Source organism: Eikenella glucosivorans (genome assembly GCF_016025525.2).
GTDB classification, from domain to species: domain Bacteria; phylum Pseudomonadota; class Gammaproteobacteria; order Burkholderiales; family Neisseriaceae; genus Eikenella; species Eikenella glucosivorans.
This window is the reverse complement of sequence record NZ_JACSGR010000005.1, coordinates 230,496-253,890: the sequence shown is the minus strand read 5'-3', so window position 1 is coordinate 253,890 and position 23,395 is coordinate 230,496. Positions and strand designations below refer to the sequence as shown.

The window sequence follows — 23,395 nt, the reverse complement described above, 5'->3', positions numbered from 1 at the left end:
GAGTCGGGTATTTTTGTGCATGTTCATGTTTCAGTATTCTCCTAGAAATACTGTAAACAACGCTACTGATTTCTACAGCTTCGGCGAAGTAGCCGTGTTGGTGGGCGTCGAGGATGCGGCCGGCGCATTCGTGGAATTTTTGGTGGGCGAGGAGTACGCGGGAGTATTCGGTGAGGTGGGCGTATTTCTTGCCTTCGCTGTGCAGCCATTTGCCGAGGATACAGAGGTTGTCTGCGCCGACGATGGCGGGGTCGTATTCTTCGGGGTTGCGGTTGCGCAGGGTGAGCTCGAGTTTGTCGATCCAGGCTTTGTGTGCTTCGATGGCGCCGTGCAGGTCTACGATGTCGGCCATGTTTTCCGTCTCCGTTTAGATTGAAATATGGAGTGGAAATTCTAGCAGCGGCGGGGGTGGCGAAAAACGGCGGGGATTGTGAAGCTGGGGCAGGAAAGGGTTAAGACGGCGTCGGCAGGGAGCGGGCTTAGCCGTTAAGATTGAAGCGATTGGCGGCAACAAACAGGCTACCTGAAAATTTTCAGGTAGCCTTTGCTTGCTTGAGCGAGGTCAAAGTTTGATTAATCCAGATTGCCCAATACGATGCGCAGGATGCGGCGGATGGGCTCGGCGGCGCCCCAGAGGAGCTGGTCGCCCACGGTGAAGGCGCTGATGTATTCGCCGCCCATGGCGAGCTTGCGGATGCGGCCCACGGGCACGGTGAGCGTGCCGGTAACGGCGGCGGGGGTGAGCTCGGCCATACTGGCTTCTTTGGTGTTGGGGATAACTTTCACCCAATCGTTGGCGCCGGCGAGCAGTTTCTCAATCTCGGCCACGCTCAAATCCTGTTTCAGCTTCAGGGTGATGGCCTGGCTGTGGCAGCGCATGGCGCCGATGCGCACGCACAGGCCTTCCACGATGGTGGGGCGGCTGCCGCCGAGGATTTTGTTGGTTTCCGCGTCGCCTTTCCATTCTTCTTTGGATTGGCCGTTGCCCAAGTCCACGTCGATCCACGGAATCAGGCTGCCGGCGAGCGGCACGCCGAAATTGGCTTTGGGGTAGTCGGGGGAGCGCAGGAAGTTGGACACTTTGCGGTCGATATCAAGGATGGCGCTGGCGGGGTCGGCCAGCTCGGCAGCCACTTGGGCGTGGATGGCGCCCATGCCGCTGATGAGTTCGCGCATGTGTTTGGCGCCACCGCCGGAGGCGGCTTGGTAGGTCATGCTGGTGGCCCATTCCACCAGGCCGTTTTGGAACAGGCCGCCCAAGGCCATGAGCATGAGGGAAACAGTGCAGTTGCCGCCGATGTAGTTTTTAACGCCGTTTTGCAGGGCAGCGTCGATCACGTCGCGGTTTACCGGGTCGAGCACGATCACGGCGTCTTCTTCCATGCGCAGGGCGGAGGCGGCGTCGATCCAGTAGCCGTTCCAGCCGGATTGGCGCAATTGGGGATACACGGCTTTGGTGTAGTCGCCGCCCTGGCAGCTGACGATGATGTCCATTTTGGCCAGCTCGGCTGGGTTGTTGGCATCGAGCAGGGTTTTGGCTGCTTGGCCGAAATCGGGTGCGGCGCCGCCGGTGTTGGAAGTGGTGAAGAAATATGCTTCGGGAATGTGGGCGAAGTCGTTTTCTTCGCGCATACGCTGCATCAGAACCGAGCCGACCATGCCGCGCCAGCCGACAAATCCTACTTTTTGCATAACTGCTCCTTAAGGGATGAATGTGATGGTAAAGAAGTGTGAAAGGGATCAGACTGCCTTTTTAACCTTGCGGCGGGGAAAAGTAAAGGGAGAAATGGCAAAATAATGCTTTTCAGGTAGCCTATTAGGCATGGGCGGCTGTAGTTTCTAACATAAAGTCGCTATAATCCGCCTTGTTATTTTTTGTCTGCCCGGCCTGTCGGTGCGGGTTTTTCGAAACTTCAGGAAAGGTGAAAACATGAGTTTGAAGATTGCCATCAACGGTTACGGCCGCATCGGCCGCCAAGTGCTGCGCGCCATTTACGAATACGGCTTGCGCGACCAGTTTGAAGTCGTAGCCATCAACACCGGCGGCGATTTGCAAACCAATGCCCACCTCACCAAATTCGACACCGTGCACGGCCGCTTTGCGGCCGAAGTGTCGCACGATGATACCCATCTGATTGTAAACAGCGACAAAATCCGCTTCATGTCGCAGCGTGACCCGGCCGATTTGCCCTGGAAAGAACTGGGCGTAGATTTAGTGCTGGAATGCACCGGCGCCTTCACCAGCAAAGAGAAAAGCCTGGCGCACATCCGGGCCGGCGCCAAAAAAGTGCTGATTTCCGCACCCGGCGGCGAAGATGTGGATGCCACCATCGTGTACGGCGTGAACCACCAGGTGCTCACGCCGGAGATGACTGTGGTGTCCAACGCCTCCTGCACCACCAACTGCCTGGCGCCCGTGGCCAAAGTGCTGGCCGACAGCGTGGGCATTGCCAAAGGACTGATGACTACCATCCATGCCTTCACCAACGACCAGGTGCTCACCGATGTGCGCCATAAAGACCTGCGCCGCGCCCGCAGCGCCGTGGAAAACATGATTCCCACCAAAACCGGCGCCGCCAAAGCCGTGGGCCTGGTGCTGCCGCAGCTCAAAGGCAAGCTCGACGGCTTCGCCGTGCGCGTGCCTACCATCAACGTTTCGTTGGTGGATTTGACCTTTGAAGCCGGCCGCGATACCAGCGTGGAAGAAATCAATGCGCTCCTGAAGGCCGCCAGCGAAGGCGAGCTGAAAAACGTGTTGGGCTACAACGCGCTGCCGCTGGTGTCTTCCGATTTCAACCACACCACCCAGGCCTCCGTGTTCGACAGCACGCTGACCAAGGTGTCCAACGGCAATATGGTGAAAGTGTTGTCTTGGTATGACAATGAATGGGGCTTCTCCTGCCAGATGCTGAACACCGCCCGCGCCATGTTCGGCATGCCGGTGCGGCCGTTTGAATAAGCAAGATTAAGCGGGCTAAGAAGCCTGCTGAGATGATGAGAAGGCTACCTGAAAACGCAGCGCAGCGGAGTTTCTGCGAAGCTAAAAATTTTCAGGTAGCCTTTATCAATGATTCCAAACAAAACACAGCCGCTATTGCAGGCTGTGTTTTTGTTTGGCCGAATTAATAGTATTTCGGCGGCAGTTGCTGGCTGCGCAGGCGTTTTTGCAAACGTTTCACCGCAGCGGCTTTTTTGCGTTTGCGCTCGGTGGTGGGCTTTTCATAGGCTTCACGGGCGCGCAGCTCGGTGAGCAGGCCGGTTTTTTCGATGGAGCGTTTGAAACGGCGCATGGCTACTTCAAACGGTTCGTTTTCTTTTACACGAATAGTAGGCATTTGAAATCCTCAGAATAATGGTTTGCCGGGCGAATTTTTCCCGGGGAAAATAGGGTTGCTTTATCGCATTCGCACCAGGGTGGTGGTGCGGGCCGGATAAGGGCCGGGGTGGAAACAATCACCTCCTAATCGGGATGGCTGCACCGGCAGTGCGGTGCGCCGAAATCTGCGGCAGCGCAAAGGGCTGCACGAAAGGCGCGGATTATGGCGGGGAGGGCGGGATTTGTCAAGCGGGGTAGGAGGGTAACTGAATGCGCTTATTGTTTGTTGTAATTGAGAGATGGGTGATAGACAGAGGGTTTGGTACTATTTTGGATGTATTCTTGCAAATGTCCATCTGATTGCAACACATAATACCCGTTGAATTGCTCATATTGTGGGCAGGGTTTGTATTGGATGCTGTTTTTACTTTCGGTGCGGTATTCGGTGCAGTATTCTAAGGTAAGCCTGCCGTGTTGAATGTAGCCGCGCACTTTACCGTGTGCTTTGATGATGTTGTCAGATTGGATATGTGCCCACTCGCCGCTTACCGTGTTGCCTTGTTGAATCAGATTCAGCGTAAAGCTGTATAGATTTTCAGGTGATCGCCAGAGGGGTTTGGATTCCCACGACCAATTGCCGGAAAAATCAATATCGGGCATAGCGGCCGTAGATAGGGAAACAGAAAGCAGAAGAAGAATAAAGTATTTTTTCATACTAATCTCATTGATAAGTTAGCGTTTGGTTTTGCCATCAAGAAAACTCATACTTTGGTTTCGTTAAAACATTGCTTTCAGGTAGCCTGTGTTCAGTATGTTCGTACAGTAAGACAGGTTAATGATATGAGTTTATCCATATGATTATATTCTAATTTTTCTATCCCTATGCCATATGATGTAGGTTTCGGGACGGAAACCGTTGTCTTTGCATTCCATCAGTGTGTCGTCGGACTGTAGTACGTAATAGCCGAATGAGAAGTGGTATTGTGGGCAGGGAGGATAGAGGCTGGATCGGGGGGCAGGGCTTTTTTCGGTGCAGTATTCCAAAGTGATCCTGCCGTTGCGGATTATGCCACGCACTTTGCCGCTGCTGTCGGGAACGTTTTCTTGGGAGGCACGGCTGATGCTGTGCGACCATTTGCCGCTTACCGTATTGCCTTGCTGCTCGAGGCTCATCTTGAATTGGTTGTCGATAGGGCCATCAACTTCCCTCCATACCCAGTGGCCGGAAAAATCGACGGGCGGCCGGGCGATGGCGGGAAGGGCGATGGCGAGCAGAAGGAAGGAGAGAAATGCTTTCATAACGTTGCTTTGTACCTTGTTTGATGATTTTGATTTTATGGGGGTTTAATTTTTCAGGTAGCCTTTACCCGCTCACTCGGGGCTGAGCCATATGGCGCTGATCATGCGGCCGGTTTGGCCGTCGCGGCGGTAGGAGAAGAAGCGGTCGCGCTCGAGCACGGTGCAGTGTTCGCCGCCGTAGATTTGGCTGACGCCGGCGCGGCGCAGGATTTGCGTGGCGAGCAGGTAGATGTCGGCGAGGTATTTGCTGCTGCCGATGGGCTGGAAGGCGGCTTCGGCGGCAGGATCGACCTGTGTGAAGGCGGTGAGTACGTCGGCGCCCACTTCGAAGGCGTCGGGGCCGATGGCGGGGCCGAGCCAGGCGAGGATGTCGGCAGGCAGGGTTTGCATGGCGGCGATGGTGTTTTCCAACACGCCGCCGGCGAGCCCGCGCCAGCCGGCATGGGCTGCGGCCACGGCGCTGCCGGCGCGGTTGCAGAATAAGACGGGCAGGCAGTCGGCGGTCATCACGGCGCAGGCGGCGCGGCCGCTGCGGTCGAAGGAGGCGTCGGCTTCGGGCGGGGCGGCCAGGCTTTCGGCGGCGGGCACGGCGCGGTTGCCGTGCACTTGGCGCAGGTAGGCGAGCGGCACGGGAACGTGCACTTGCACGCGGCGGCGGTTTTCGGCTACGGCGGCGGGGGCATCGCCCACGTGATCGCCCAGGTTGAGGCTGGCGTAGCGGCCTTGGCTGACGCCGCCTTGGCGGGTGGTGATGAGGGTACGGACGTTGGCGGGGGCGGGCCAATCGGCGTGCAGGAGGCTACCTGAAATTTCAGGTAGCCCTAATCCGGCGGCGAGGCTGTTGGGTGAAAAATGTTTGTTCATTCGGTTTCGCCTGCGGGGCGCAGTTGGGGGCAGACGGCGAGGATGGCGCTGAGCATGGCTTCGCCCAGGCGCAGGGAGCGTTGGCCGTTCCAGCCGAAGTCGTCATCGGGGAGGTTGACGTTGTCTTTGAAGGGCATTTCGAGGGTGTAGGAGAGGCAGCCGAAAGTTTCGCCCACATAGGATTTGGCGATGGCGGGGTTGGCTTGGCCGGGGGCGGCTTTGGGGTAGCCGTGTTCGTCTTGGAAATCGGGGCTGGCTTGCTGCAAGGCAGTTTTGAAGGCGGCTTCGAGCGCGGCGATGCGGGGGCTGTAGGAGGGGTTGCCTTCGGCGCCGGATACGAACACATAAGGCAGGGCTTCTTCGCCGTGGATATCGAGGAAGAGATCAACGCCGGTTTCGTGCATTTTCCGGCGCACGGCATACACTTCGGGGCTGTGCTCGGGGCTGGGGCTTTGCCATTCGCGGTTGAGGTCGGCGCCGGCGGCGTTGGTGCGTTGGTTGCCAAGGCTGGCGCCGTCGGGGTTCATGTTGGGGACGACGTAGAAGGTGGCGCAGTCGAGCAGGGCGCGGGCGGTGGGGTCTTGGTGGTCGAGCAGGCGGGAGAGGAAACCTTCGATAAACCATTCGGCCATGCTTTCGCCGGGGTGCTGGCGGGCGATGAGCCAGATTTTGAGGTCGCTGGCGGCCTGGTGGCCGATGGTGAGCAGGTTGAGGTCGCGGCCTTGCAGGGTGCTGCCGAGGTCGTCGATTTGGCACAGGCCGCTGCCTTGGGCATCGCCGAGCAGGTTGAGGTGCTGTTCGTGGGAATAGGGCTCGAAATAGGCGTAGTACACGCTGCCGGCCAGGGGGGTGTGTTCGATGGTGAGCACGCCGTTTTCATATCGGGTGGGCACGCGGAACCAGTTGCTGCGGTCGTAGGAGGCGGTGGCTTGGTAGCCTTCCCAGCCTTCGGGGTAGCTGGCGGCACCGGCGTTTTCAATGTGGATGCGGCAGGGCTGGTAGGCGGCGCCCTGTAATCGGAAGTAGAACCACTGGCTGAATGGGGCGGCATTGTCGCCGCGCAGGGCGAGGCGAATGTTTTGGCTGTCGGCGCTGTCGATGACGGTGATGGCGCCGGCATCGAAGCTGCTGCTGATTTTGGGCATGGCGGTCTCGTTGCTGGGTGAATGTGGAGCGGGATTGTAATGCTTTTCAGGTAGCCTTTCTAGGCTGGGCACAGAAGGGGAAACGGCGGCAAAAGCTGGATTTTTTGCGGCGGGGGCTCTAAACTGCGCGGCAAACGGGCGCCGATGCCGCAAAACTGCGCGAAAAGCTGGCGGTTTGCGATTTTAGCGCCGCAGAAACTCAGCTTCCTTCGGAAACATCGTTTTCAGGTAGCCTCAAAATTTTGCTTTTTCCTGTTTTTCAATCAAATAAAGGACGAAACCATGAAAATCTTGCTACTCGGCGCACCCGGCGCCGGCAAAGGCACCCAGGCCCAATTCATCACCGCTGCCTTCGGCATTCCGCAGATTTCCACCGGCGACATGCTACGCGCCGCCATCAAAGCCGGCACCCCGCTGGGCTTGGAAGCCAAAAAGATTATGGATGCCGGCGGCCTGGTGCGCGACGACATCATCATCGGCATGGTGAAAGAGCGCATCGCCCAGGCCGATTGCCAAAACGGCTTTTTGTTCGACGGCTTCCCGCGCACTCTGGCGCAGGCCGAAGCCATGCAAGAGGCCGGCGTGCTGCTGGATGCCGTGGTGGAAATCGACGTGCCCGACGCCGTCATCCTCGAGCGCATGGCCGGCCGCCGCGTGCACCTGCCCTCCGGCCGCACCTACCATATCCGCCATAACCCGCCCAAAGTGGCCGGCAAAGACGACATCACCGGCGAAGACCTCATCCAGCGCGACGACGACCGCGAAGAAACCGTGAAAAACCGCCTGGATGTGTACCACAAGCAAACCGCCGTGCTCATCGGCTTCTACAGCCGGCTCACCGGCAGCAATGCCCCCAAATACATCAAAATCGACGGCACCCAGCCCGTGGAGAGCGTGAAAGCCGCCGTATTGTCTGCCCTGGGCAAATAAGGCTTTTCATTTGACGGAAACATTTTCAGGTAGCCCCTTATCCGCTTGAGGCTACCTGAAAAACCGGCAAAGCCAAAATTCCGGTTTCCAAACAGCCAAACCAACTCCCGCAAACAACCGGCGGCTAACCCGCCCGAGGACAAACATGAGCAGCAGCACCCAAACCATCCCCGAGCGCACCAATATCCCGCGCCACGTCTGTGTCATCATGGACGGCAACGGCCGCTGGGCCAAAAAACGCCTGCTGCCGCGCGTGATGGGGCACAAACGCGGCGTGACCGCATTGGAAAACCTCGCCGCCCGCTGCATCGAGCTCGGCGTGGAATACCTCACCGTGTTTGCCTTTTCCACCGAAAACTGGCGCCGCCCCGAAGACGAAGTTTCCTTCCTGATGAAACTCTTCCTGCAGGCGCTCGAAGTGAAAGTGGCCAAAATGCACGAAAACAATATGCGGCTCAAAATCATCGGCAACCGCAGCCGTTTCCCCGCCGCTATTGTGGCCGGCATCGAAGCCGCCGAAGCGCTCACCGCCGCCAACACCGGCCTCACCCTCACCGTGGCCGCCGACTACGGCGGCCGCTGGGACATCCTGCAAGCCGCCAACCAACTGATTGCCGAAGGCAAACGCGAAATCACCGAAGAAGACCTCTCGCAGCGCCTCTCCCTGGCTGAAGCCCCCGAGCCCGACCTATTCATCCGCACCGGCGGCGAAACCCGCATCAGCAACTTCATGCTCTGGCAGATGGCCTACGCCGAATTTTATTTTACCGACGCCCTGTGGCCCGATTTCGATGCCGCCGAGTTCGACCGGGCCATCGCTTCCTTCCGCGTGCGCGAACGCCGCTTCGGCCGCACCAGCGAACAGCTGCCGCCAGACCAGCAGCGGGCATAACGCAAACTTTACTGCCGCAGAGGCAAAAACAGGCTACCTGAAAACGAACCGAAGCACGGTGGTTTTCAGGTAGCCTGTTTGGTTGTTTTGCCCAGAGCTGGGAATCTTCAGGCAAGTATCCGGAAAAGGTTGAAGCCGGGTTACCAAGGCTGCGTGGTCGGGCCGATGGTGAACTCGCTCACATTGGTGTCGGCGGGCTGGCCGATGGCGAAGGCAACCACGCTGGCCACGCGTTCGGCGGGGATTTCGTAGTTGTCGTAGAGCTCGCGGTAGCCTTTGGAGGTGTCGGCATTGGTGATGTGGTCCACCAGCTCGGATTGTACGGCGGCCGGATAGATGGTGGCGGTGCGGATGTGGGTGCCGGCTTGTGCGGATTCCATGCGCAGCGATTCCATGATGGCTTTCACTGCCCATTTGGTGCCGCAGTACACGGCGGCGCCGGGGTAGGCTTTCAGGCCGGCCACGGAGGAGGTGGTGATGATATGGCCGGATTTTTGCGCTTCAAATTCGGGCAGCACGGCGGCAATGCCGTTGAGCACGCCTTTGATGTTTACGTCGATCATGGCGTTCCAGTTGGCGGTTTCCAGCGCGGAGAGGGGCGAGCTGGGCATCAGGCCGGCGTTGAGGAAAATGGCATCGACTTTGCCGAAGGTTTGTTTGGCCAGCGCCACCAGTGCTTTGCTGTCGTCGGGATTAACCACGTCGGTGGCGCGATACACGGCTTCGCCGCCGTTGGCTTTGATTTTGTCGGCAATGGCTTGGAGCTTGTCTTCGCGGCGTGCGCCGAGCACCAGTTTGGCGCCGTTTTCGGCGAGTTTGTAGGCGGTGGCTTCGCCGATGCCGCTGGAGGCGCCGGTGATGATGACGACTTTGCCTTGGATATTGTTTTGCATGATGCTTTCCTTTCGGGAGAGGGTGAAGGGGATACGGTGCATGATAGCGCGATATGGGGCGGCCGGGAAATCGGCAATCGGTATAGGGGATATTGCGGATGCTGATGGCGGCGGGCGAAAGGCTACCTGAAAAGGCGGGTATTCGTTTCAGGTAGCATGTTGCGGCAAGTCGTGCTGTGCCGGTTGTGTGGTTTTCAGGTAGCCTTTCTGTGATTGAGGGCGGGCTGGGAACGGGTTTATTCTTCGCCGAGCAGCTGCTCGCGGGTGAGCAGGAAAACGCTGCTGCCGCCGTCGCTCTGTTCGGGCCAGAAGAAGGGTAGGTCGGGGCGGGCGGCTTCGAGGGTGGCCCGGTTGTGGCCGATTTCTACGAGCAGCACACCGCGCGGATTGAGGAACTGGGCGGCTTGCTTGAGGATTTGGCGGGTGGCGTCGAGGCCGTCTTCGCCGCTGCCGAGCGCCATTTCGGGCTCGTGCAGGTATTCGGCGGGCAGGGCGGCCACGCTTTCGGCGTTGACATAGGGCGGGTTGGAGATGATGAGGTCGTAGGTGCCGGAAAGATTGGCGAAGAGGTCGCTTTGGATGAGGCGGATGCGTTCTTCGAGGCCGTAGTTTTCCACGTTGATGGTGGCCACTTCGAGGGCTTCCGGGCTGAGGTCGGCGGCGTCGATTTGGGCATCAGGGTAATGATGGGCGGCTTGGATGGCGAGGCAGCCGCTGCCGGTACAGAGGTCGAGCACGCGGCGGATGGGGCCGGTTTCATTTGTCCACAGGGCAATGGGTTCGCCGAGCATTTCGTAGATGAAGGAGCGGGGGATGAGCACGCGTTCGTCTACATAAAATTCGAAATCGCCCTGCCAGGCTTGGCGGGTGAGGTAGGGCATGGGGAGGCGTTCGTTTATGCGGCGTTCGGCGAGGCTGAGCACGGCGTCGATTTCTTGCGGCAGGAGGGCGGCGTCGAGATAGGGCTCGAGGGTATCGAGCGGGAGGTTTAAGGTGTGGAGGATGAGGTAGGCGGCTTCGTCGTGGGCGTTGTCGCTGCCGTGGCCAAAGCTGAGGCGGGCTTGGTTGAAGCGGCTGGTGCAGAAGCGCAGGAGGTCGCGCGGGGTGCGGAGGTGTTGGCGGGCTTGGGTGAACATGGTGTGGCGGGGTGGGTTGGGGATGGAAAGGGGGGATTATATAGCGGATTGGTGTTGGGATGAGGGGTTAGGGGCTACCTGAAATTTGTTTTTCAGGTAGCCTTCTTTTGGGTTTGGATACTCAAAGTGTGAGCTTGTTAAAGAATAGAGCAAGCTAGCGATAGGCCTCTTCGGTATCGATGATTTCTGAATAGTTTGGGTCAATATCCCGTTGCAGGAATGCCAGCCATTTTCCCATGGCATAGGCCACCTCCTTGCGAGGGAGGAATAATATCGGTTGATAATCCTCATCCTCCGGATCTTCCGATGCAAATGCAAATTGCATCTTCACTTTATCATCGATAATTTCTGCATACCATGATTCAGAGCCAACCAATCCAGTTTTTGCAAGAGGATTTTTAAGTTTATGCAAAATGGATTTTACTACATCAATCATTCTTAGTTCATATAAATATATACCCAGCATTTTTTCCTCTTCAAAATCAGAATCTCCAGCAGGATATCCATCAAATTTATCTTTAACAGCATGATAAGAAATGGCATCATGCATATATTCTTTCCATCCTTCTGAATATATATTTCTAAAAATTAACTTCATGGTGTATTCCTTTTCATTTGGCTAGGAAATGCTGTTGTTGGTTTCACTGTATGAGGATGGATAAATCCTTGTATTTTTATGTTGGAATGGAAGGACCAGTTCCTTCCCAGCCATTCATTTCTTTTCCTTCTGTCGCTCGTCTGGTTTTGAAAGCCGCATCTGTTTCCACTCTAATCCTATTCGTGCACACCCTGCCGTTTGCGCTGGAATGGGCGTCCCTTGCGAATTGTCCGCATAGTTCGCCGATAATGAGGCTACCTGAAAGCGCAAGCTTCAACGAAGTTAAAACGAGCTCCGCGGGTTTCTGCGAAGCTAAAATTTTCAGGTAGCCTTTTATTGCTTTGGCCGGGCGTTAATCTGTTTCGCTTTCGTCTTGCGGGGTGCTGCCTTCGGGCGTGCCGGATTGGCGTTTGGCGCGGGGGTGGGCGTCGTCATACACGCGGGCAAGGTGGTCGAAGTCGAGGCGGGTGTAGTGTTGGGTGGTTGCGAGCTGGCTGTGGCCGAGCAGCTCTTGCACGGCGCGGATGTCGCGGGCATTTTGCAGCAGGTGGCTGGCGTAGCTGTGCCGCAGCATGTGGGGGCTGAGGTGGCGGCTGCCGTGTTGGGCGGCGAATTGTTGCAGGCGTTTTTGGATTTGGCGGCTGCCGAGGCGCTTGCCGCTGCGGCTGGTGAAGAGTGCGGTTTCGCCGGGAACCGCCATTCTGATTTTCAGGTAGCCTTGGATGGCGCGGATGCTGTGGGTGGTGAGGGGGATGTGGCGCTGTTTGTGGCCTTTGCCGGTGACGGCTACCCAGCCGCTTTGTAAATCTAGGTCGGCCAGGTTGAGGGCGCAGGCTTCGGCGAGGCGTAGGCCGCTGCCGTAGAGCAGTTCGAAGATGGCGAGGTCGCGCTGGCTGAGCCCGTTTTCAGGGGGCTGGTCGAGCAGTTGGTTGAGCGGTTCAGCGGGTACGGCTTTGGGCAGGCGTTCGGGGGCTTTGGGGGCTTTGAGGCCCTGGGTGGGGTCGGCTTTCAGGCAGCCTGTTTGCACCAGCCAGCGGCAAAATTGCCGCCAGGCGCTGAGGCGGCGGGCGATGCTGCGGGGGTGCCGGCCTTCTTGGGTGAGTTGGCGCAGGGCGGCGGTGAAGAGGGGGCGGCCAAGCTCGGCTTGGGGCTGGAAGCGGGCGAGCCAGGCGAGGTCGCGGCGGTAGGCGGCTTGGGTGTGGGCGGAGAGGTTTTGCTGCTGCAGGGTGTGCAGCCAGGGCTCGATTTGCTGTGTCCACGGCAGGGTCATGGCGCGGCTCCGGGGCGGGCGAAATGTTCGCGGAAGGCAGCGGGGGTGCGGGCGAGGCGTTGGGAGGTGTAGTCGTAAAACGCCATGCCGCATTGCACGCGGGCGATTTCGGTTTGGTCTGCTTCGCGGGTGAGCTTGGCAAACAGGGGAAAGCCGGCGCGGCCGATTTCGCCGAGGGCTACCTGAATCAGTAATTCGTCGCCGTGAAAGGCTTGGGCGCGGTATTGCACGGCGGCATCGGCCATGATCAGGCTTGCACCGAACGCGTCGGTTTCGGTGCAGCCGTGCGCAGAGAGAAAGCGCAGGCGGGCTTCGTGCACAATGCGCAGCACGGCATCATTGGCGAGGTGGTTGCCGTAGTTGAGGTGGCCGACTTCCACCGTGATGCGGGTGGCAAAGTCAAAATGCGGCGGCAGGGCGATTTGGATGCGTGCGGCGGCGGGCAAGGTGGGCTCCGATTAGTGGGTGAGGCTGGCATATTAGCATTGATGGCGGATTAACTTAACTTTCGCTGTGGCATTGGCCTGCTTTGCCATACGGATTATATCGTCTGAGGCTTGCCGCCTGCTGCCGAAAATAGGTCAAACCGTTATATTGCCTGCTAACAGAAAGAATTGCGTTTACGGCTGATAAAAATGGCAGATTCCGCCTTGACAAAGCACCTTCCAAACCCATATAGCCTGCGAACCATAATTTAAGCAAAGGAAAAACCAATATGCGATTTGAAAAACTCACCGCCAAATTCCAACAGGCTCTGCAAGAAGGCCAGAGTTTGGCATTGGCTGCCGACAGCAGCTATCTGGAAGCGGGCTTCGTGCTCAAAGCCCTGCTCGACGACCAAAACAGCGGAGCCGCTGCGCTGCTGGCCCAGGCGGGCGTGAACGTGCCGCAGGTGAAACAGCGTTTGCAGCAATATTTGAACAGCCTGCCGAAAGTGTCCGGTCAGGGCGGCGACATCGTGCCGAGCCGCGAATTGCAGGCAGTATTGAACCTGATGGACAAAGCTGCCACCAAACGCGGCGATGCTTACATCGCCAGCGAGCTTTTTCTGCTCGCACTCGTGCAGCAAAATGAAGCCACCGGCAAAATTCTGAAAGAAGCTGGTGCAACCGAACAGAATATCAATGCCGCGATTGACGCGGTACGGGGAGGACAAAACGTGAACGATGCCAATGCCGAAGACCAACGCGAAGCACTGAAAAAATACACCACCGACCTGACCCAGCGCGCCCGCGATGGCAAGCTCGACCCAGTTATCGGCCGCGATGACGAAATCCGCCGCGCGATCCAAGTGCTGCAACGCCGCACCAAAAACAACCCCGTGCTCATCGGCGAGCCGGGCGTGGGCAAAACCGCGATTGTGGAAGGTTTGGCGCAGCGCATCGTCAACGGCGAAGTGCCCGAATCCCTGCGCAACAAACGCCTGCTGGTGTTGGATTTGGCGGCATTGATTGCCGGTGCGAAATACCGGGGCGAATTTGAAGAACGCCTCAAAGCCGTGTTGAATGAATTGTCTAAAGATGATGGCAATACTTTGATTTTCATCGATGAAATCCATACCTTGGTCGGCGCGGGCAAAACCGATGGTGCCATGGACGCGGGCAATATGCTCAAACCCGCCCTGTCGCGCGGCGAATTGCACTGCATCGGCGCAACCACTTTGGACGAATACCGCCAATACATCGAAAAAGACGCAGCACTAGAACGCCGCTTCCAAAAAGTATTGGTTGGCGAACCCAGCGTGGAAGACACCATCGCCATCCTGCGCGGCTTGCAAGAGCGTTACGAAATCCACCACGGCATCGACATCACCGACCCCGCCATCGTGGCCGCCGCCGAATTGAGCGACCGCTACATCACCGACCGCTTCCTGCCCGACAAAGCAATTGATTTGATTGACGAAGCCGCCAGCCGCATCAAAATGGAGCTCGACAGCAAACCAGAGCAGATGGATAAGCTCGATCGCCGCATCATCCAGCTCAAAATGGAAAAAATGCACGTGGCCAAAGAAAGCGACGACGCCAGCAAAAAACGTTTGGAACTGATCGACGAAGAAATCGACGGCCTGCAAAAAGAATACGCCGATTTGGACGAAATCTGGAAAGCCGAAAAAGCCGCCTCTTCCAGCACCGCCGATATCAAAAAACAGATGGACGAGATCAAGGTCAAAATCGAACAGGCCAAACGCCAAGGCGATTTTGCCCGCGCATCCGAACTCGAATACGGCGAGTTGCCGAAACTCGGCGCCCAGTTGCAGGCGGCAGAGAGCAATGCGGATGGCAAAAAACAAAACAAACTCTTCCGCACCGAAGTGGGTGCAGACGAAGTGGCCGAAATCGTCTCCCGCATGACCGGCATCCCCGTCTCCAAAATGATGGAAGGCGAACGTGACAAGTTATTGAGAATGGAAGAAGTATTGCACCACCGCGTGGTCGGTCAAGACGAAGCTGTACGCGCCGTGTCCGACGCCATCCGCCGCAGCCGCTCCGGCCTTGCTGATCCGAACAAACCCTACGGCAGCTTCCTGTTCCTCGGCCCGACCGGCGTCGGTAAAACCGAATTGTGCAAAGCCTTGGCAGGCTTCCTGTTTGACAGCGAAGACCACCTCATCCGCATCGACATGTCTGAATACATGGAAAAACACGCCGTTGCCCGTCTCATCGGCGCGCCGCCCGGATATGTCGGCTACGAAGAAGGCGGCTACCTGACCGAACAGGTGCGCCGCAAACCGTACAGCGTCATCCTTTTGGACGAAGTGGAAAAAGCCCATCCCGACGTGTTCAACATCCTCTTGCAGGTATTGGATGACGGACGGCTGACCGACGGGCAGGGCAGGACGGTCGATTTCAAAAACACCGTCATCGTCATGACCTCCAACATCGGCAGCCAACACATCCAGCAAATGGGTACGGACGATTACGAAGCCGTGAAAGAAGTCGTGATGGAAGACGTCAAAGCCCACTTCCGCCCCGAAATGATCAACCGTATCGACGAAGTGGTTGTGTTCCACGGACTGGATCAGGCAAATATCCGCAGCATCGCCAAAATCCAACTGCGCGGTTTGGAAAAACGTCTGGAGAAACAAAACCTGCATCTCTCCGTCTCCGACGCCGCACTCGACATCATTGCCAAAGCCGGTTTCGACCCGATTTACGGCGCGCGCCCGCTCAAACGCGCCATCCAGTCGGAAATCGAAAACCCGCTGGCCAAAGCCCTGCTCGAAGGCCGTTATCCGCCCGAAAGCACCATCAAGGTGGAAGCCGACGGCGACAGGCTGGTGTTTGCCTGATTTAAGCGCTTAAACCACGAAAAGGCTACCTGAAAAAAGCAACAGCACGAAAATACGGCGATGCCCGTTTTCACCGCATTGAAGCTTACATTTTCAGGTAGCCTCTTTTTCATCTCAATCAATCCCCGGAGCCCGCATGAGCCGCCACAACCTGCAAAACCCCGAACTCGCCGACTACACCTTCCTGCAAAGCCTCTACAACGACAACAGCTTCCCCTTTGAATTCGTCCAACGTGGCGAAGAAATCCTGGCCGACACCTGCCGCCGCATCGAAGCCGAACCGCCCGCTGATGCCGACAGCCTGTATATCCTCACCCAAGCCGCCGCCGAACGCTTCAACAACCTGCGCGACGAATTTGACATCGAAGGCGGCAATATCCTGCGCGACGCCCTGGCCGACGACCTCGCCTACATCGCCCAATGCTACGGCATCTACGACGCCGACATCGACCAACTCACCGCCACGCAAGACAACTGGTAAGCATCATGCCCGCCCCCGGCTACCTGAAAACCAAACAGCGCAACACCCTGCCGACCGCATTCCGGCTTTACGGCAACACCTATTTTCAGGTAGCCTTCCCCGGGCTTAACCCGTTCGAATAAAGGTTTCACCCAACATTAAGCCCACCCTAGCGCGGGCAACGTTGCCGCCAGGCAGCATCGCCCTTCCGGCAAACCCATCACCGCCCCCAACCGATAAAGGAAACCCAATGGCTAAAATCGCCCTTATCATCGGCAGCCTCAGCCGTCCGTCCCTCAACCGCAGCATTGCCGAGCACATTGCCGCCCAAGCGCCGCAGGGTGTGGCAGTGGAAGAAATCGCCCTCGCCGCCCTGCCGCTGTACACGCAGGATTTGGATACGCAGGATATTCCCGCCTACAACCGCGTGCGCGCGCAGCTCAAAGCAGCCGATGCTGTGCTCATCGTCAGCCCCGAGCACAACCGCAGCATTCCCGCCGCCGTGAAAAACCTGATCGATGCCGCTTCGCGCCCCTTCGGACAGAGCGTGTGGAACGGCAAAAAAACCGCCATCGTTACCGCCTCGCCCGGCGGCTACGGCGGCATCAACAGCGGCCTCCACCTGCGCCAAGTGCTGCAATCCCTGGGCGCGGACGTGCTCATTGCCCCCGAAGTGTTTTTAAGCCGTGCCAACGCCGCTTTAAACGAAAACGGCAAAGTGGCAGACGAACGCACCGCAGGCTTCTTAAACAAATTCGCCGCCGCGTTTTACGAATGGGCGGCGCAATAAGGCCAAAGGCTACCTGAAAAATCCCAAACGGTTTTCAGGTAGCCTCTTCCCTTTAAAACCCAACATCATCAGACTACCTGAAAATCGAAAGAACCCCATGACCCTCCACAAACTCTCCGCCAAAACCCACGACGTGGGCGGCATCCCCGTTGCCCGCCTGCTTCCCCAACGCAGCCACCGCACCGTCGGCGCCTGGTGCTTCCTCGATCACGCCGGCCCCGCCCGGTTCTCGGCAGACGAAAGCGGCATGCAGGTCGGCGCCCACCCGCACACCAACCTGCAAACCTTCACCTGGATGCTCGAAGGCGAAATCCTGCACCGCGACAGCCTCGGCAGCCGCCAGCTGATCCGCCCCAAACAGGTCAACCTCATGACTGCCGGCACCGGCGACGAAAGCGGCATCAGTCACACCGAGCAAACCCCCAAAGGCATCAAAGCCCTGCACGCCGTGCAGCTCTGGATCGCCCTGCCCATGCACAAAGCCATCGCCCCCGCCTTCCAGCATTATCCCGAGCTGCCCGAATGGGCAGACGGCGGCACCGACTACATCCTCATCAACGGCAGCCTGGCCGGCCGCACCGCACCCACTGAACAACACAGCCCGCTGCTCGGCGCAGACATCCGTTTCCGGGAACACGCAACACTATGCCTTCCCGCCCAAGCCGGCTGGGAATACGGCGTGCTGGTGCTCAAAGGCAGCGTGGAAATCGGCGGCCAAACCTTCCTTCCCGACGAACTGGCCAAATTCGAACGCGCCGATATCCAGCAAACCTTATCCATCCGTGCTGCCGCCGGCAGCCACATCATCCTGCTCGGCGGCGAACCCCTGCCGCATCCCACGCGAATGTGGTGGAACTTTGTTGCCGACAGCCAGGCTGCGTTGGAGAAAGCCGTGGCCGATTGGAACAGCGGCCATTCCCGCTTCGGCAAAATTGATTTGGCCGGCACAAAACTCAAACGCCTCGCCGCTCCCGAGCTGAAAAACACCATCCGCTGAATGCGCTCAAAAATAGGCTACCTGAAAATAGAAAACAGCCTGCACCCATTAAGGCAGCAGGCTGTTTTCTATTTTCAGGTAGCCTTCCGGTCGGGCAGATTTGCATGGTCAGCGGCTTTGCCAAAAACAACGCTCAAAGCCATAGAGACTCCCCACTTCAGGCAGTTCAACCCGTATTATTCCCCATTGTTGTGCTTGGGCAGCAGAAAACAACCGGCTACCAGACCTGCTGCCAAGGCGGCCATGGCATACATGAAAGTAAGCAGGGCACCATTGAGAAAAGCAGAAAGAGGCAGGTGGAAAATTAGCACGATACCAAAAGAAATGCCGTAAAACACAAGCTTGGCGAGCAGATAGCCCACAACAGCACCCAAGAAAACAAAGATAACGATACCGCGTAGATCACGCTGTAACTTCAGTTTTTTAGCTAGCAAGCCGATGATTAAGGCTGACAACAGGCCTGCACCGCCCAGCATGGTCAGATATAACCATGCCGCACTACCATGCCGACCGTATTTAGTCATGAACAGACCGCAGGGAATGATGCCCATCACGGTTACCAGCCGGCCGATGAGGGATGGTGGAGAATTGGCCTGATTTTGCATGACGGTTTCCTTATATTTGATAGGCAAATGAAGGTAAAGGATTTTTACTGGGATGAATTCTAATATGGCGGTATGGTTTCTGAGAAGCTAAAACAGCCGGGCAATATAATATTTGAATGGTTTACACGAAAGGCTACCTGAAATTTTAGCTTCGCAGAAACTCCGCTGCGCTGCGTTTTCAGGTAGCCTTTGCTTGTTGCGGCTTAATTTGCTTAGTCGATGAGGATTTCGGCAAAACCCAAATGGTGCGCCCATTCGCGCATCAGCAGCACAAGCGCGGCGAAATCAGCGCTGTGCGGCAGCAGGGGCAGGTCGCGGGCGGGGTGGTAGCCGGCGAGGATGGCGAAGGCGGTTTCCAGCGTGTGGATGCTGATGCTGCGGCCATTCTCGTTTGCCAGATGGGGCAGGGTGGCCAGGGCGGCAGCGCCTTCTAGGCGGAGGGTTTCCTGCGCAAAGCGTTTGGGCAGCGGGGCGATGGCGTCTTCAATCCGCATGATGGCGGTTTCCCAGGCGGTTTCGCTTGGAGGAAACGGGGTGAGCCAATCGGCAATGCCGGCCAGGGTAAGGGGCAGCTTGATAGTCTGCCCTTGCCGTTGCAGTTTGATGGGACGGGTGTTTAGGTTTAAAACGGTTTGCATATCAGCTTCCTATCTTCACGGAAGTCATGCTCAGGGCGCTTTCGGCGAAGTGGTCGTTGAAAATCTCTATCGGCTCGCCTTCTTCGCGTTGGGCGGCGGCATAGAGCAGGGGCAGGTAGTGCTCGGGGGTGGGCACGGACAGGGCGGCGGCTTGGCCGAAGCGGGGGTAGTCGATGAGGGCTTTGTGATCGGCGCTTAGCAGGGCGGCGTTGATTTGCATGCGAAACTGCTGTGCCCAATCGTAGGCAGTATGTTCGCGGCGGAGGGCGCGCAGGTTGTGCACGATGCCGCCGCTGCCGATGATCAGCACGCCTTGTTCGCGCAACGGCTTGAGTTTTTTGGCTAATTCGAAATGCTGCGCGGAGCTGAGGCGGCGATCCAGGCTGAGCTGCACGACTGGGATGCCTGCCTCGGGATACAGGTGTTTCAGCACGGTCCACATGCCGTGGTCGAAACCGCGGGTAGGATTGGGGGTCGCACCTTCGGCGTGCAGCAGGCGGCACACTTCTGCGGCGAGCTCGGGGCTGCCTGGCGCAGGATACTGCACTTGGCTGAGCGCGCTCGGGAAGCCGTAGAAATCGTATATCAGCCCGGGCCGGGCGGCAGCGGTGATTTGCAGGCCGTTGCCGTACCAGTGCGCGGAAATCATCAGGATGGCTTGCGGTTTGGCAAAGCTGCGGGCGATGCGGGCAAAGCCTTGATTGAAAGGGCTGGCGGCATTGAGTACGGTCATCGGGCTGCCGTGGCCGAGGAAGAGGGCGGGAAGTTTGCTCATGGTGGTTCCTTGCTGGATGGATGGTGTGGCGCTATTGTGGAATTAGCGGCAAGGAAAATAAAGATGACGAATGGGAAGTTTGTGTTTACGATTGGTTAATCATGAAACAGGAATGGTGGATTGGGATGGATAAAGGCTACCTGAAAAATCTGCAGATGTTTTCAGGTAGCCTTTATTCGGTCAAACTATGTTACACGCTCTCGTCGATTTCTATCTCTTCGCCGGAGAGCAGGGCTTGGATGGCTTCGGCGACGCGGCGGTCTTGCCGCTGGCCTTCTTCAATCATGGCCTGGTTTTCAAACGGGCCGAGTTCGGGGTTGTAGAGCACGGCCATTTTGCCCATGCCGTTGCGGTCCATGCGGAAGAACAGGTTGCCGGTTTTTTCCGCCATTTCGTGCGGGATGCCGAGAAATTCCAGCACGCGCTTGCCGCCGCGCACGGCGGAATCGAAGGTTTCGCGGATGATTTCGTCCGCACCGGCCTGATAGAGTTTGAAGGTGTGGATGCGGTCGAAGGCGCGGGCGACGATTTTGATGTTCGGGTTGGCTTCGCGGGCGAAGCGCACAATCTGCAAGGCCTGTTCGGGGTTGTCGATGGCCACCACCAGCACGCCTGCTTTTTCAATGCCGGCGGTGCGCAGGAGTTCGGGGCGCGAGCCGTCGCCGAAATAGCTTTTCATGCCGTATTTGGTGAAGCTGCGCACCACTTTTTCGTCCGAATCGACCACGGTTACCTGAAAACCGGCCGCATCGAGCATGTAGTACACAATCTGGCCGAACCGCCCCATGCCCACCTGCAACACGCTGTGCTGCTCGTCAATCGCGTCGTCCGCGCGTTGTTCCGCCGCCGCTTTTTTCGGCAGCCTGCCGTGCAGAATCATGAACAGCGGCGTGAGCACCATCGACAGCACCACAATCGCCGTCATATTGGCGTTGTTGGTCGGACTAATCACGCCCTGCGACAGCGCGGTGGTGAACAGCACAAAGGCGAACTCGCCGCCCTGCGCCATCAACACCGCGCGTTCCAAGGCTTCGTCATGGCTGCTTTTCGCCAGCCGCGCCACCGCGTAAATACACACCGCCTTGGCCGCCATCAGCGCCAGCACGCCGGAGGCAATCAGCAGCCAGTTACTGGCGACGACGTTCAAATCCAGCGACATGCCCACCGCCAGGAAAAACAGCCCCAGCAGCAGCCCGCGAAACGGCTCCACGTCCGCTTCCAACTGGTGGCGGAAATCCGATTCTGACAGCAGCACGCCGGCCACGAACGCGCCCATCGCCATAGAGAGCCCGCCGAACTGCATCAGCAGACCGGAGCCCAGCACCACCAGCAGCGCGGCCGCCGTCATCACTTCGCGCGCCTTGCTGCGTGCCAGCAGGCGGAACAGCGGGTTCAGCAGCCACCGCCCCGCCGCCACCAGCGCGGCCACACACAGCAGTGCCAGCCCGATGCTCTGCCACAGCGGCGTGCCGCTCTGCGTGTGGTGCGGCGACAAAAATGCCACCACCGCTAACAGCGGCACAATCAGCAAATCTTCAAACAGCAGGATGGACACCATTTTCTGCCCGCCGGGGGAGGACAGCTCGTTGCGCTCGCCAGCACCGACATCACAATCGCCGTGGACGTGAGCACGAAACCCGACGCGCCGACAAACGACACTTGCCACGAAAAACCGAACAGCATGCCCACGATAGTGAGCAGAATCGCCGCCAGCACCACCTGCATGCTGCCCAGCCCGAAAATCTGGCGGCGCAGATGCCACAGGTGCGAAGGCTTCATTTCCAGCCCGATGACGAACAGGAAGATGACCACCCCTAGCTCCGCCACGTGCAATATGTTTTCCGCTTCGTGGAACAGCCCGAAGCCGAACGGCCCGATGGCCAGCCCCGCCGCCAGATAGCCCAGCCCCAGCCGTTTGAACAGCGGCACCGCCACCACCGCCGCGCCCAGCAGCGCGACCACTTGAACCATACTGACACCGCTGTGTGCAGCCATTTGGATACTCCCTTGATTGAAATAAGCGCAAAGCCGCCTGCTGCGGCAAAAGGCAGGCATTATACTGGAGCGGGCGGATTTTGGCGCGTTGGTTGGGAAGAGGGGTAAAGCAACAGGCTACCTGAAAACGGCGTATTGCGAAGCAAGGTTGAAGTTTCTGCAAAACGCCCGCCCAGTTAAATCGCTATACGATTTTCAGGTAGCCCTTAATTGGGTTGTGAAACGTTATTTCACCAGCTTGAGCCCTTTACGCTTAGCGGCGGGTTTTTCGCCTGCGCCGGGCTCCGGCGGGGTGGCGGGCTCATAGGGGATGACCTCGAAGCTCATGCCTTCGCCGCTTTCGCGGGCATACATGCTGGCCACGTGGCCGACGGGCACCCAGATTTCCTGCGCCACACCGCCGAAGCGGGCGGAGAAGTGGACCCAGTCGTTGTCGATGGTGAGGCCGGAGCTGGCGGTGGCGCTGATGTTGAAGACGATGTGGTCGTCTTTTACAAACTGCATCGGCACGCGGGTGTGTTCGTTTACCCAAACTTGGATGTATGGGGTTTGGCCGTGGTCGCTGCACCATTCGTGCAGGGCGCGCAGGAGATAGGGTTTGAAGGTGGAATTCATCGGGGGTTTCCTTGTGTGGCTACCTGAAAATGCTGCATGAAAAGGTGGGGATCGATGTGTTCCTGCGCTGCTGCAGGCTACCTGAAAATAGGAAATCGGCCGGTGGGGCGTGCTGGATGCGTTGCCCAACCGGCCGGTTTGCTTGTTTAACGGCGCATGGCTTTTTCGGCGGCGGTGAGCGCGGCGATGAAGGATTCGCGCTGGAAGATGCGCTCGGCATATTTGAGGATGGGGGCGGCGGATTTGCCGAGTTTGATGCCGTAGTGGTCGAGGCGCCAGAGCAGGGGGGCGAGGGCGACGTCGATCATGGAGAAGTCGTCGCCGAGCACGTATTTGTTTTTGGCGAAGGCGGGGGCGAGCAGGGTGAGGCCTTGGCTGATGGCGTCGCGGGCTTTGGTTTGCTCTTTGCTGGGGGTTTCGGGGCTTTCGAGTTTCTGCACGTGGCTGAAGAGCTCTTTTTCCATGCGGAACAACACGAGGCGGCCGCGTCCGCGCATTACGGGGTCGCCGGGCATGAGTTGGGGATGGGGGAAGCGCTCGTCGATGTATTCGTTGATGATGTTGGATTCAAACAGGATGAGGTCGCGCTCCACCAATACGGGCACTTGGTTGTAGGGGTTCATCACGGCCAGGTCTTCTGGCTTGTTGAATACGTCTACATCTTTGATTTCGAAGTCCATGCCTTTTTCATAGAGCACGAAGCGGCAGCGGTGGCTGAAGGGGCAGGTGATGCCGGAATACAATACCATCATGATTTATCCTCCCTGAATCAAGTTATGGCGGGTGAGCGGGTTATCCGGGATATGCGCGATATAACAGCTGCTTATTATAGCGGTTTGGCTGTTTGATGGCTAGAAAATCTGTATAACGGTATGATTGTGATGAAAT

At 57.9% G+C, this 23,395-nt stretch carries 25 protein-coding genes and 1 pseudogene; 7 read left to right on the top strand and 19 right to left on the bottom strand.

Annotated elements, in window-relative coordinates; all coding sequences use genetic code 11:
• Both H9Q10_RS08105 and asd read right to left on the bottom strand, forming a co-directional pair.
• The coding region (locus H9Q10_RS08105; RefSeq protein WP_197903446.1) for a CZB domain-containing protein at positions 1 to 352 on the bottom strand (352 nt) is incomplete at its 3' end.
• A 221-nt stretch (positions 353 to 573) separates the two neighbouring features.
• Positions 574 to 1,692, bottom strand: coding sequence for an aspartate-semialdehyde dehydrogenase (gene asd, locus H9Q10_RS08100; protein WP_197903445.1), 1,119 nt, complete (start codon positions 1,690 to 1,692; stop codon positions 574 to 576).
• 238 nt (positions 1,693 to 1,930) lie between these two features.
• Between asd and gap the strand changes: the two genes are divergently transcribed.
• Positions 1,931 to 2,959, top strand: coding sequence for a type I glyceraldehyde-3-phosphate dehydrogenase (gap, locus tag H9Q10_RS08095; RefSeq protein WP_197903444.1), 1,029 nt, complete (start codon positions 1,931 to 1,933; stop codon positions 2,957 to 2,959).
• Between the two features lie 163 nt (positions 2,960 to 3,122).
• Here the strand turns inward: gap and rpsU are convergent, their stop codons facing one another.
• From rpsU to H9Q10_RS08070, 5 genes are all read right to left on the bottom strand, one after another.
• Positions 3,123 to 3,335, bottom strand: a complete 213-nt coding sequence (gene rpsU / locus H9Q10_RS08090) for a 30S ribosomal protein S21 (protein ID WP_067594017.1) — start codon at positions 3,333 to 3,335, stop codon at positions 3,123 to 3,125.
• Between the two features lie 257 nt (positions 3,336 to 3,592).
• Positions 3,593 to 4,030 carry a hypothetical protein gene (locus H9Q10_RS08085; protein ID WP_197903443.1) on the bottom strand — a complete coding sequence of 146 codons (438 nt, stop codon included), beginning with the start codon at positions 4,028 to 4,030 and terminating at the stop codon, positions 3,593 to 3,595.
• A gap of 144 nt (positions 4,031 to 4,174) precedes the next feature.
• Positions 4,175 to 4,615 carry a hypothetical protein gene (locus tag H9Q10_RS08080; RefSeq protein ID WP_197903442.1) on the bottom strand — a complete coding sequence of 147 codons (441 nt, stop codon included), beginning with the start codon at positions 4,613 to 4,615 and terminating at the stop codon, positions 4,175 to 4,177.
• Between the two features lie 72 nt (positions 4,616 to 4,687).
• Positions 4,688 to 5,479 (bottom strand): peptidoglycan editing factor PgeF, encoded by a 792-nt coding sequence (gene pgeF / locus H9Q10_RS08075; protein WP_197903441.1) that lies wholly within the window; start codon positions 5,477 to 5,479, stop codon positions 4,688 to 4,690.
• Complete coding sequence (locus H9Q10_RS08070) at positions 5,476 to 6,624, bottom strand: M14 family metallopeptidase (RefSeq protein ID WP_197903440.1); 1,149 nt, start codon at positions 6,622 to 6,624, stop codon at positions 5,476 to 5,478. Before H9Q10_RS08070 ends, pgeF begins: the two co-directional genes overlap by 4 nt.
• 282 nt (positions 6,625 to 6,906) lie before the next feature.
• Between H9Q10_RS08070 and adk the strand changes: the two genes are divergently transcribed.
• Both adk and H9Q10_RS08060 read left to right on the top strand, forming a co-directional pair.
• The gene (gene adk / locus H9Q10_RS08065) at positions 6,907 to 7,554 is read left to right on the top strand and encodes an adenylate kinase (protein WP_197903439.1); all 648 of its coding nucleotides are present in this window, start codon (positions 6,907 to 6,909) and stop codon (positions 7,552 to 7,554) included.
• Positions 7,555 to 7,699: 145 nt separating this feature from the next.
• Positions 7,700 to 8,446 carry an isoprenyl transferase gene (locus H9Q10_RS08060; RefSeq protein WP_197903438.1) on the top strand — a complete coding sequence of 249 codons (747 nt, stop codon included), beginning with the start codon at positions 7,700 to 7,702 and terminating at the stop codon, positions 8,444 to 8,446.
• Positions 8,447 to 8,586: 140 nt separating this feature from the next.
• Here the strand turns inward: H9Q10_RS08060 and H9Q10_RS08055 are convergent, their stop codons facing one another.
• From H9Q10_RS08055 to H9Q10_RS08035, 5 genes are all read right to left on the bottom strand, one after another.
• On the bottom strand, positions 8,587 to 9,339 hold the full coding sequence (locus tag H9Q10_RS08055) for an SDR family oxidoreductase (RefSeq protein WP_197903437.1): 753 nt from the start codon (positions 9,337 to 9,339) through the stop codon (positions 8,587 to 8,589).
• Between the two features lie 236 nt (positions 9,340 to 9,575).
• On the bottom strand, positions 9,576 to 10,475 hold the full coding sequence (gene prmB / locus H9Q10_RS08050) for a 50S ribosomal protein L3 N(5)-glutamine methyltransferase (protein WP_197903436.1): 900 nt from the start codon (positions 10,473 to 10,475) through the stop codon (positions 9,576 to 9,578).
• Positions 10,476 to 10,629: 154 nt separating this feature from the next.
• Complete coding sequence (locus tag H9Q10_RS08045; RefSeq protein WP_197903435.1) at positions 10,630 to 11,073, bottom strand: DUF5376 family protein; 444 nt, start codon at positions 11,071 to 11,073, stop codon at positions 10,630 to 10,632.
• 352 nt (positions 11,074 to 11,425) lie between these two features.
• Entirely contained in the window at positions 11,426 to 12,343 is a 918-nt protein-coding gene (locus H9Q10_RS08040) for a tyrosine-type recombinase/integrase (RefSeq protein WP_197903434.1), read from the bottom strand.
• Positions 12,340 to 12,789 (bottom strand): acyl-CoA thioesterase, encoded by a 450-nt coding sequence (locus tag H9Q10_RS08035; protein WP_197903433.1) that lies wholly within the window; start codon positions 12,787 to 12,789, stop codon positions 12,340 to 12,342. The genes H9Q10_RS08040 and H9Q10_RS08035 overlap by 4 nt, the downstream gene beginning before the upstream one ends.
• A 269-nt stretch (positions 12,790 to 13,058) precedes the next feature.
• Here H9Q10_RS08035 and clpB point away from each other — a divergent pair, with 269 nt between their 5' ends.
• From clpB to H9Q10_RS08015, 4 genes are all read left to right on the top strand, one after another.
• Complete coding sequence (clpB, locus tag H9Q10_RS08030; protein WP_197903432.1) at positions 13,059 to 15,632, top strand: ATP-dependent chaperone ClpB; 2,574 nt, start codon at positions 13,059 to 13,061, stop codon at positions 15,630 to 15,632.
• Positions 15,633 to 15,768: 136 nt separating this feature from the next.
• A complete protein-coding gene (locus tag H9Q10_RS08025; RefSeq protein ID WP_238480173.1) occupies positions 15,769 to 16,113 on the top strand; it encodes a DUF5713 family protein in 345 nt (114 codons plus the stop codon).
• 229 nt (positions 16,114 to 16,342) lie between these two features.
• Entirely contained in the window at positions 16,343 to 16,882 is a 540-nt protein-coding gene (locus tag H9Q10_RS08020) for an NADPH-dependent FMN reductase (protein ID WP_197903431.1), read from the top strand.
• Positions 16,883 to 16,979: 97 nt separating this feature from the next.
• A complete protein-coding gene (locus H9Q10_RS08015) occupies positions 16,980 to 17,879 on the top strand; it encodes a pirin family protein (RefSeq protein WP_197903430.1) in 900 nt (299 codons plus the stop codon).
• A gap of 176 nt (positions 17,880 to 18,055) precedes the next feature.
• On the opposite strand, the gene H9Q10_RS08010 is transcribed toward H9Q10_RS08015, so the two are convergent.
• The 7 genes and pseudogenes from H9Q10_RS08010 to H9Q10_RS07985 form a co-directional block, all read right to left on the bottom strand.
• Complete coding sequence (locus H9Q10_RS08010; protein WP_197903429.1) at positions 18,056 to 18,484, bottom strand: hypothetical protein; 429 nt, start codon at positions 18,482 to 18,484, stop codon at positions 18,056 to 18,058.
• A 212-nt stretch (positions 18,485 to 18,696) separates the two neighbouring features.
• Positions 18,697 to 19,122 carry a hypothetical protein gene (locus tag H9Q10_RS08005; RefSeq protein ID WP_197903428.1) on the bottom strand — a complete coding sequence of 142 codons (426 nt, stop codon included), beginning with the start codon at positions 19,120 to 19,122 and terminating at the stop codon, positions 18,697 to 18,699.
• A gap of 1 nt (position 19,123) precedes the next feature.
• The gene (gene ygiD / locus H9Q10_RS08000; protein ID WP_197903427.1) at positions 19,124 to 19,897 is read right to left on the bottom strand and encodes a 4,5-DOPA-extradiol-dioxygenase; all 774 of its coding nucleotides are present in this window, start codon (positions 19,895 to 19,897) and stop codon (positions 19,124 to 19,126) included.
• 190 nt (positions 19,898 to 20,087) lie between these two features.
• Positions 20,088 to 20,654: an NAD-binding protein gene (locus H9Q10_RS12170; RefSeq protein ID WP_238480174.1), complete on the bottom strand. Its 567-nt coding sequence runs from the start codon at positions 20,652 to 20,654 to the stop codon at positions 20,088 to 20,090.
• Between the two features lie 189 nt (positions 20,655 to 20,843).
• Positions 20,844 to 21,868: pseudogene (locus H9Q10_RS12165) on the bottom strand (monovalent cation:proton antiporter-2 (CPA2) family protein); the annotation flags it as partial.
• 249 nt (positions 21,869 to 22,117) lie between these two features.
• Positions 22,118 to 22,507, bottom strand: a complete 390-nt coding sequence (locus H9Q10_RS07990) for a ClpXP protease specificity-enhancing factor (protein ID WP_197903426.1) — start codon at positions 22,505 to 22,507, stop codon at positions 22,118 to 22,120.
• A gap of 146 nt (positions 22,508 to 22,653) precedes the next feature.
• Positions 22,654 to 23,259 carry a glutathione S-transferase N-terminal domain-containing protein gene (locus tag H9Q10_RS07985; RefSeq protein WP_067591415.1) on the bottom strand — a complete coding sequence of 202 codons (606 nt, stop codon included), beginning with the start codon at positions 23,257 to 23,259 and terminating at the stop codon, positions 22,654 to 22,656.
• Positions 23,260 to 23,395: the final 136 nt, after the last annotated feature.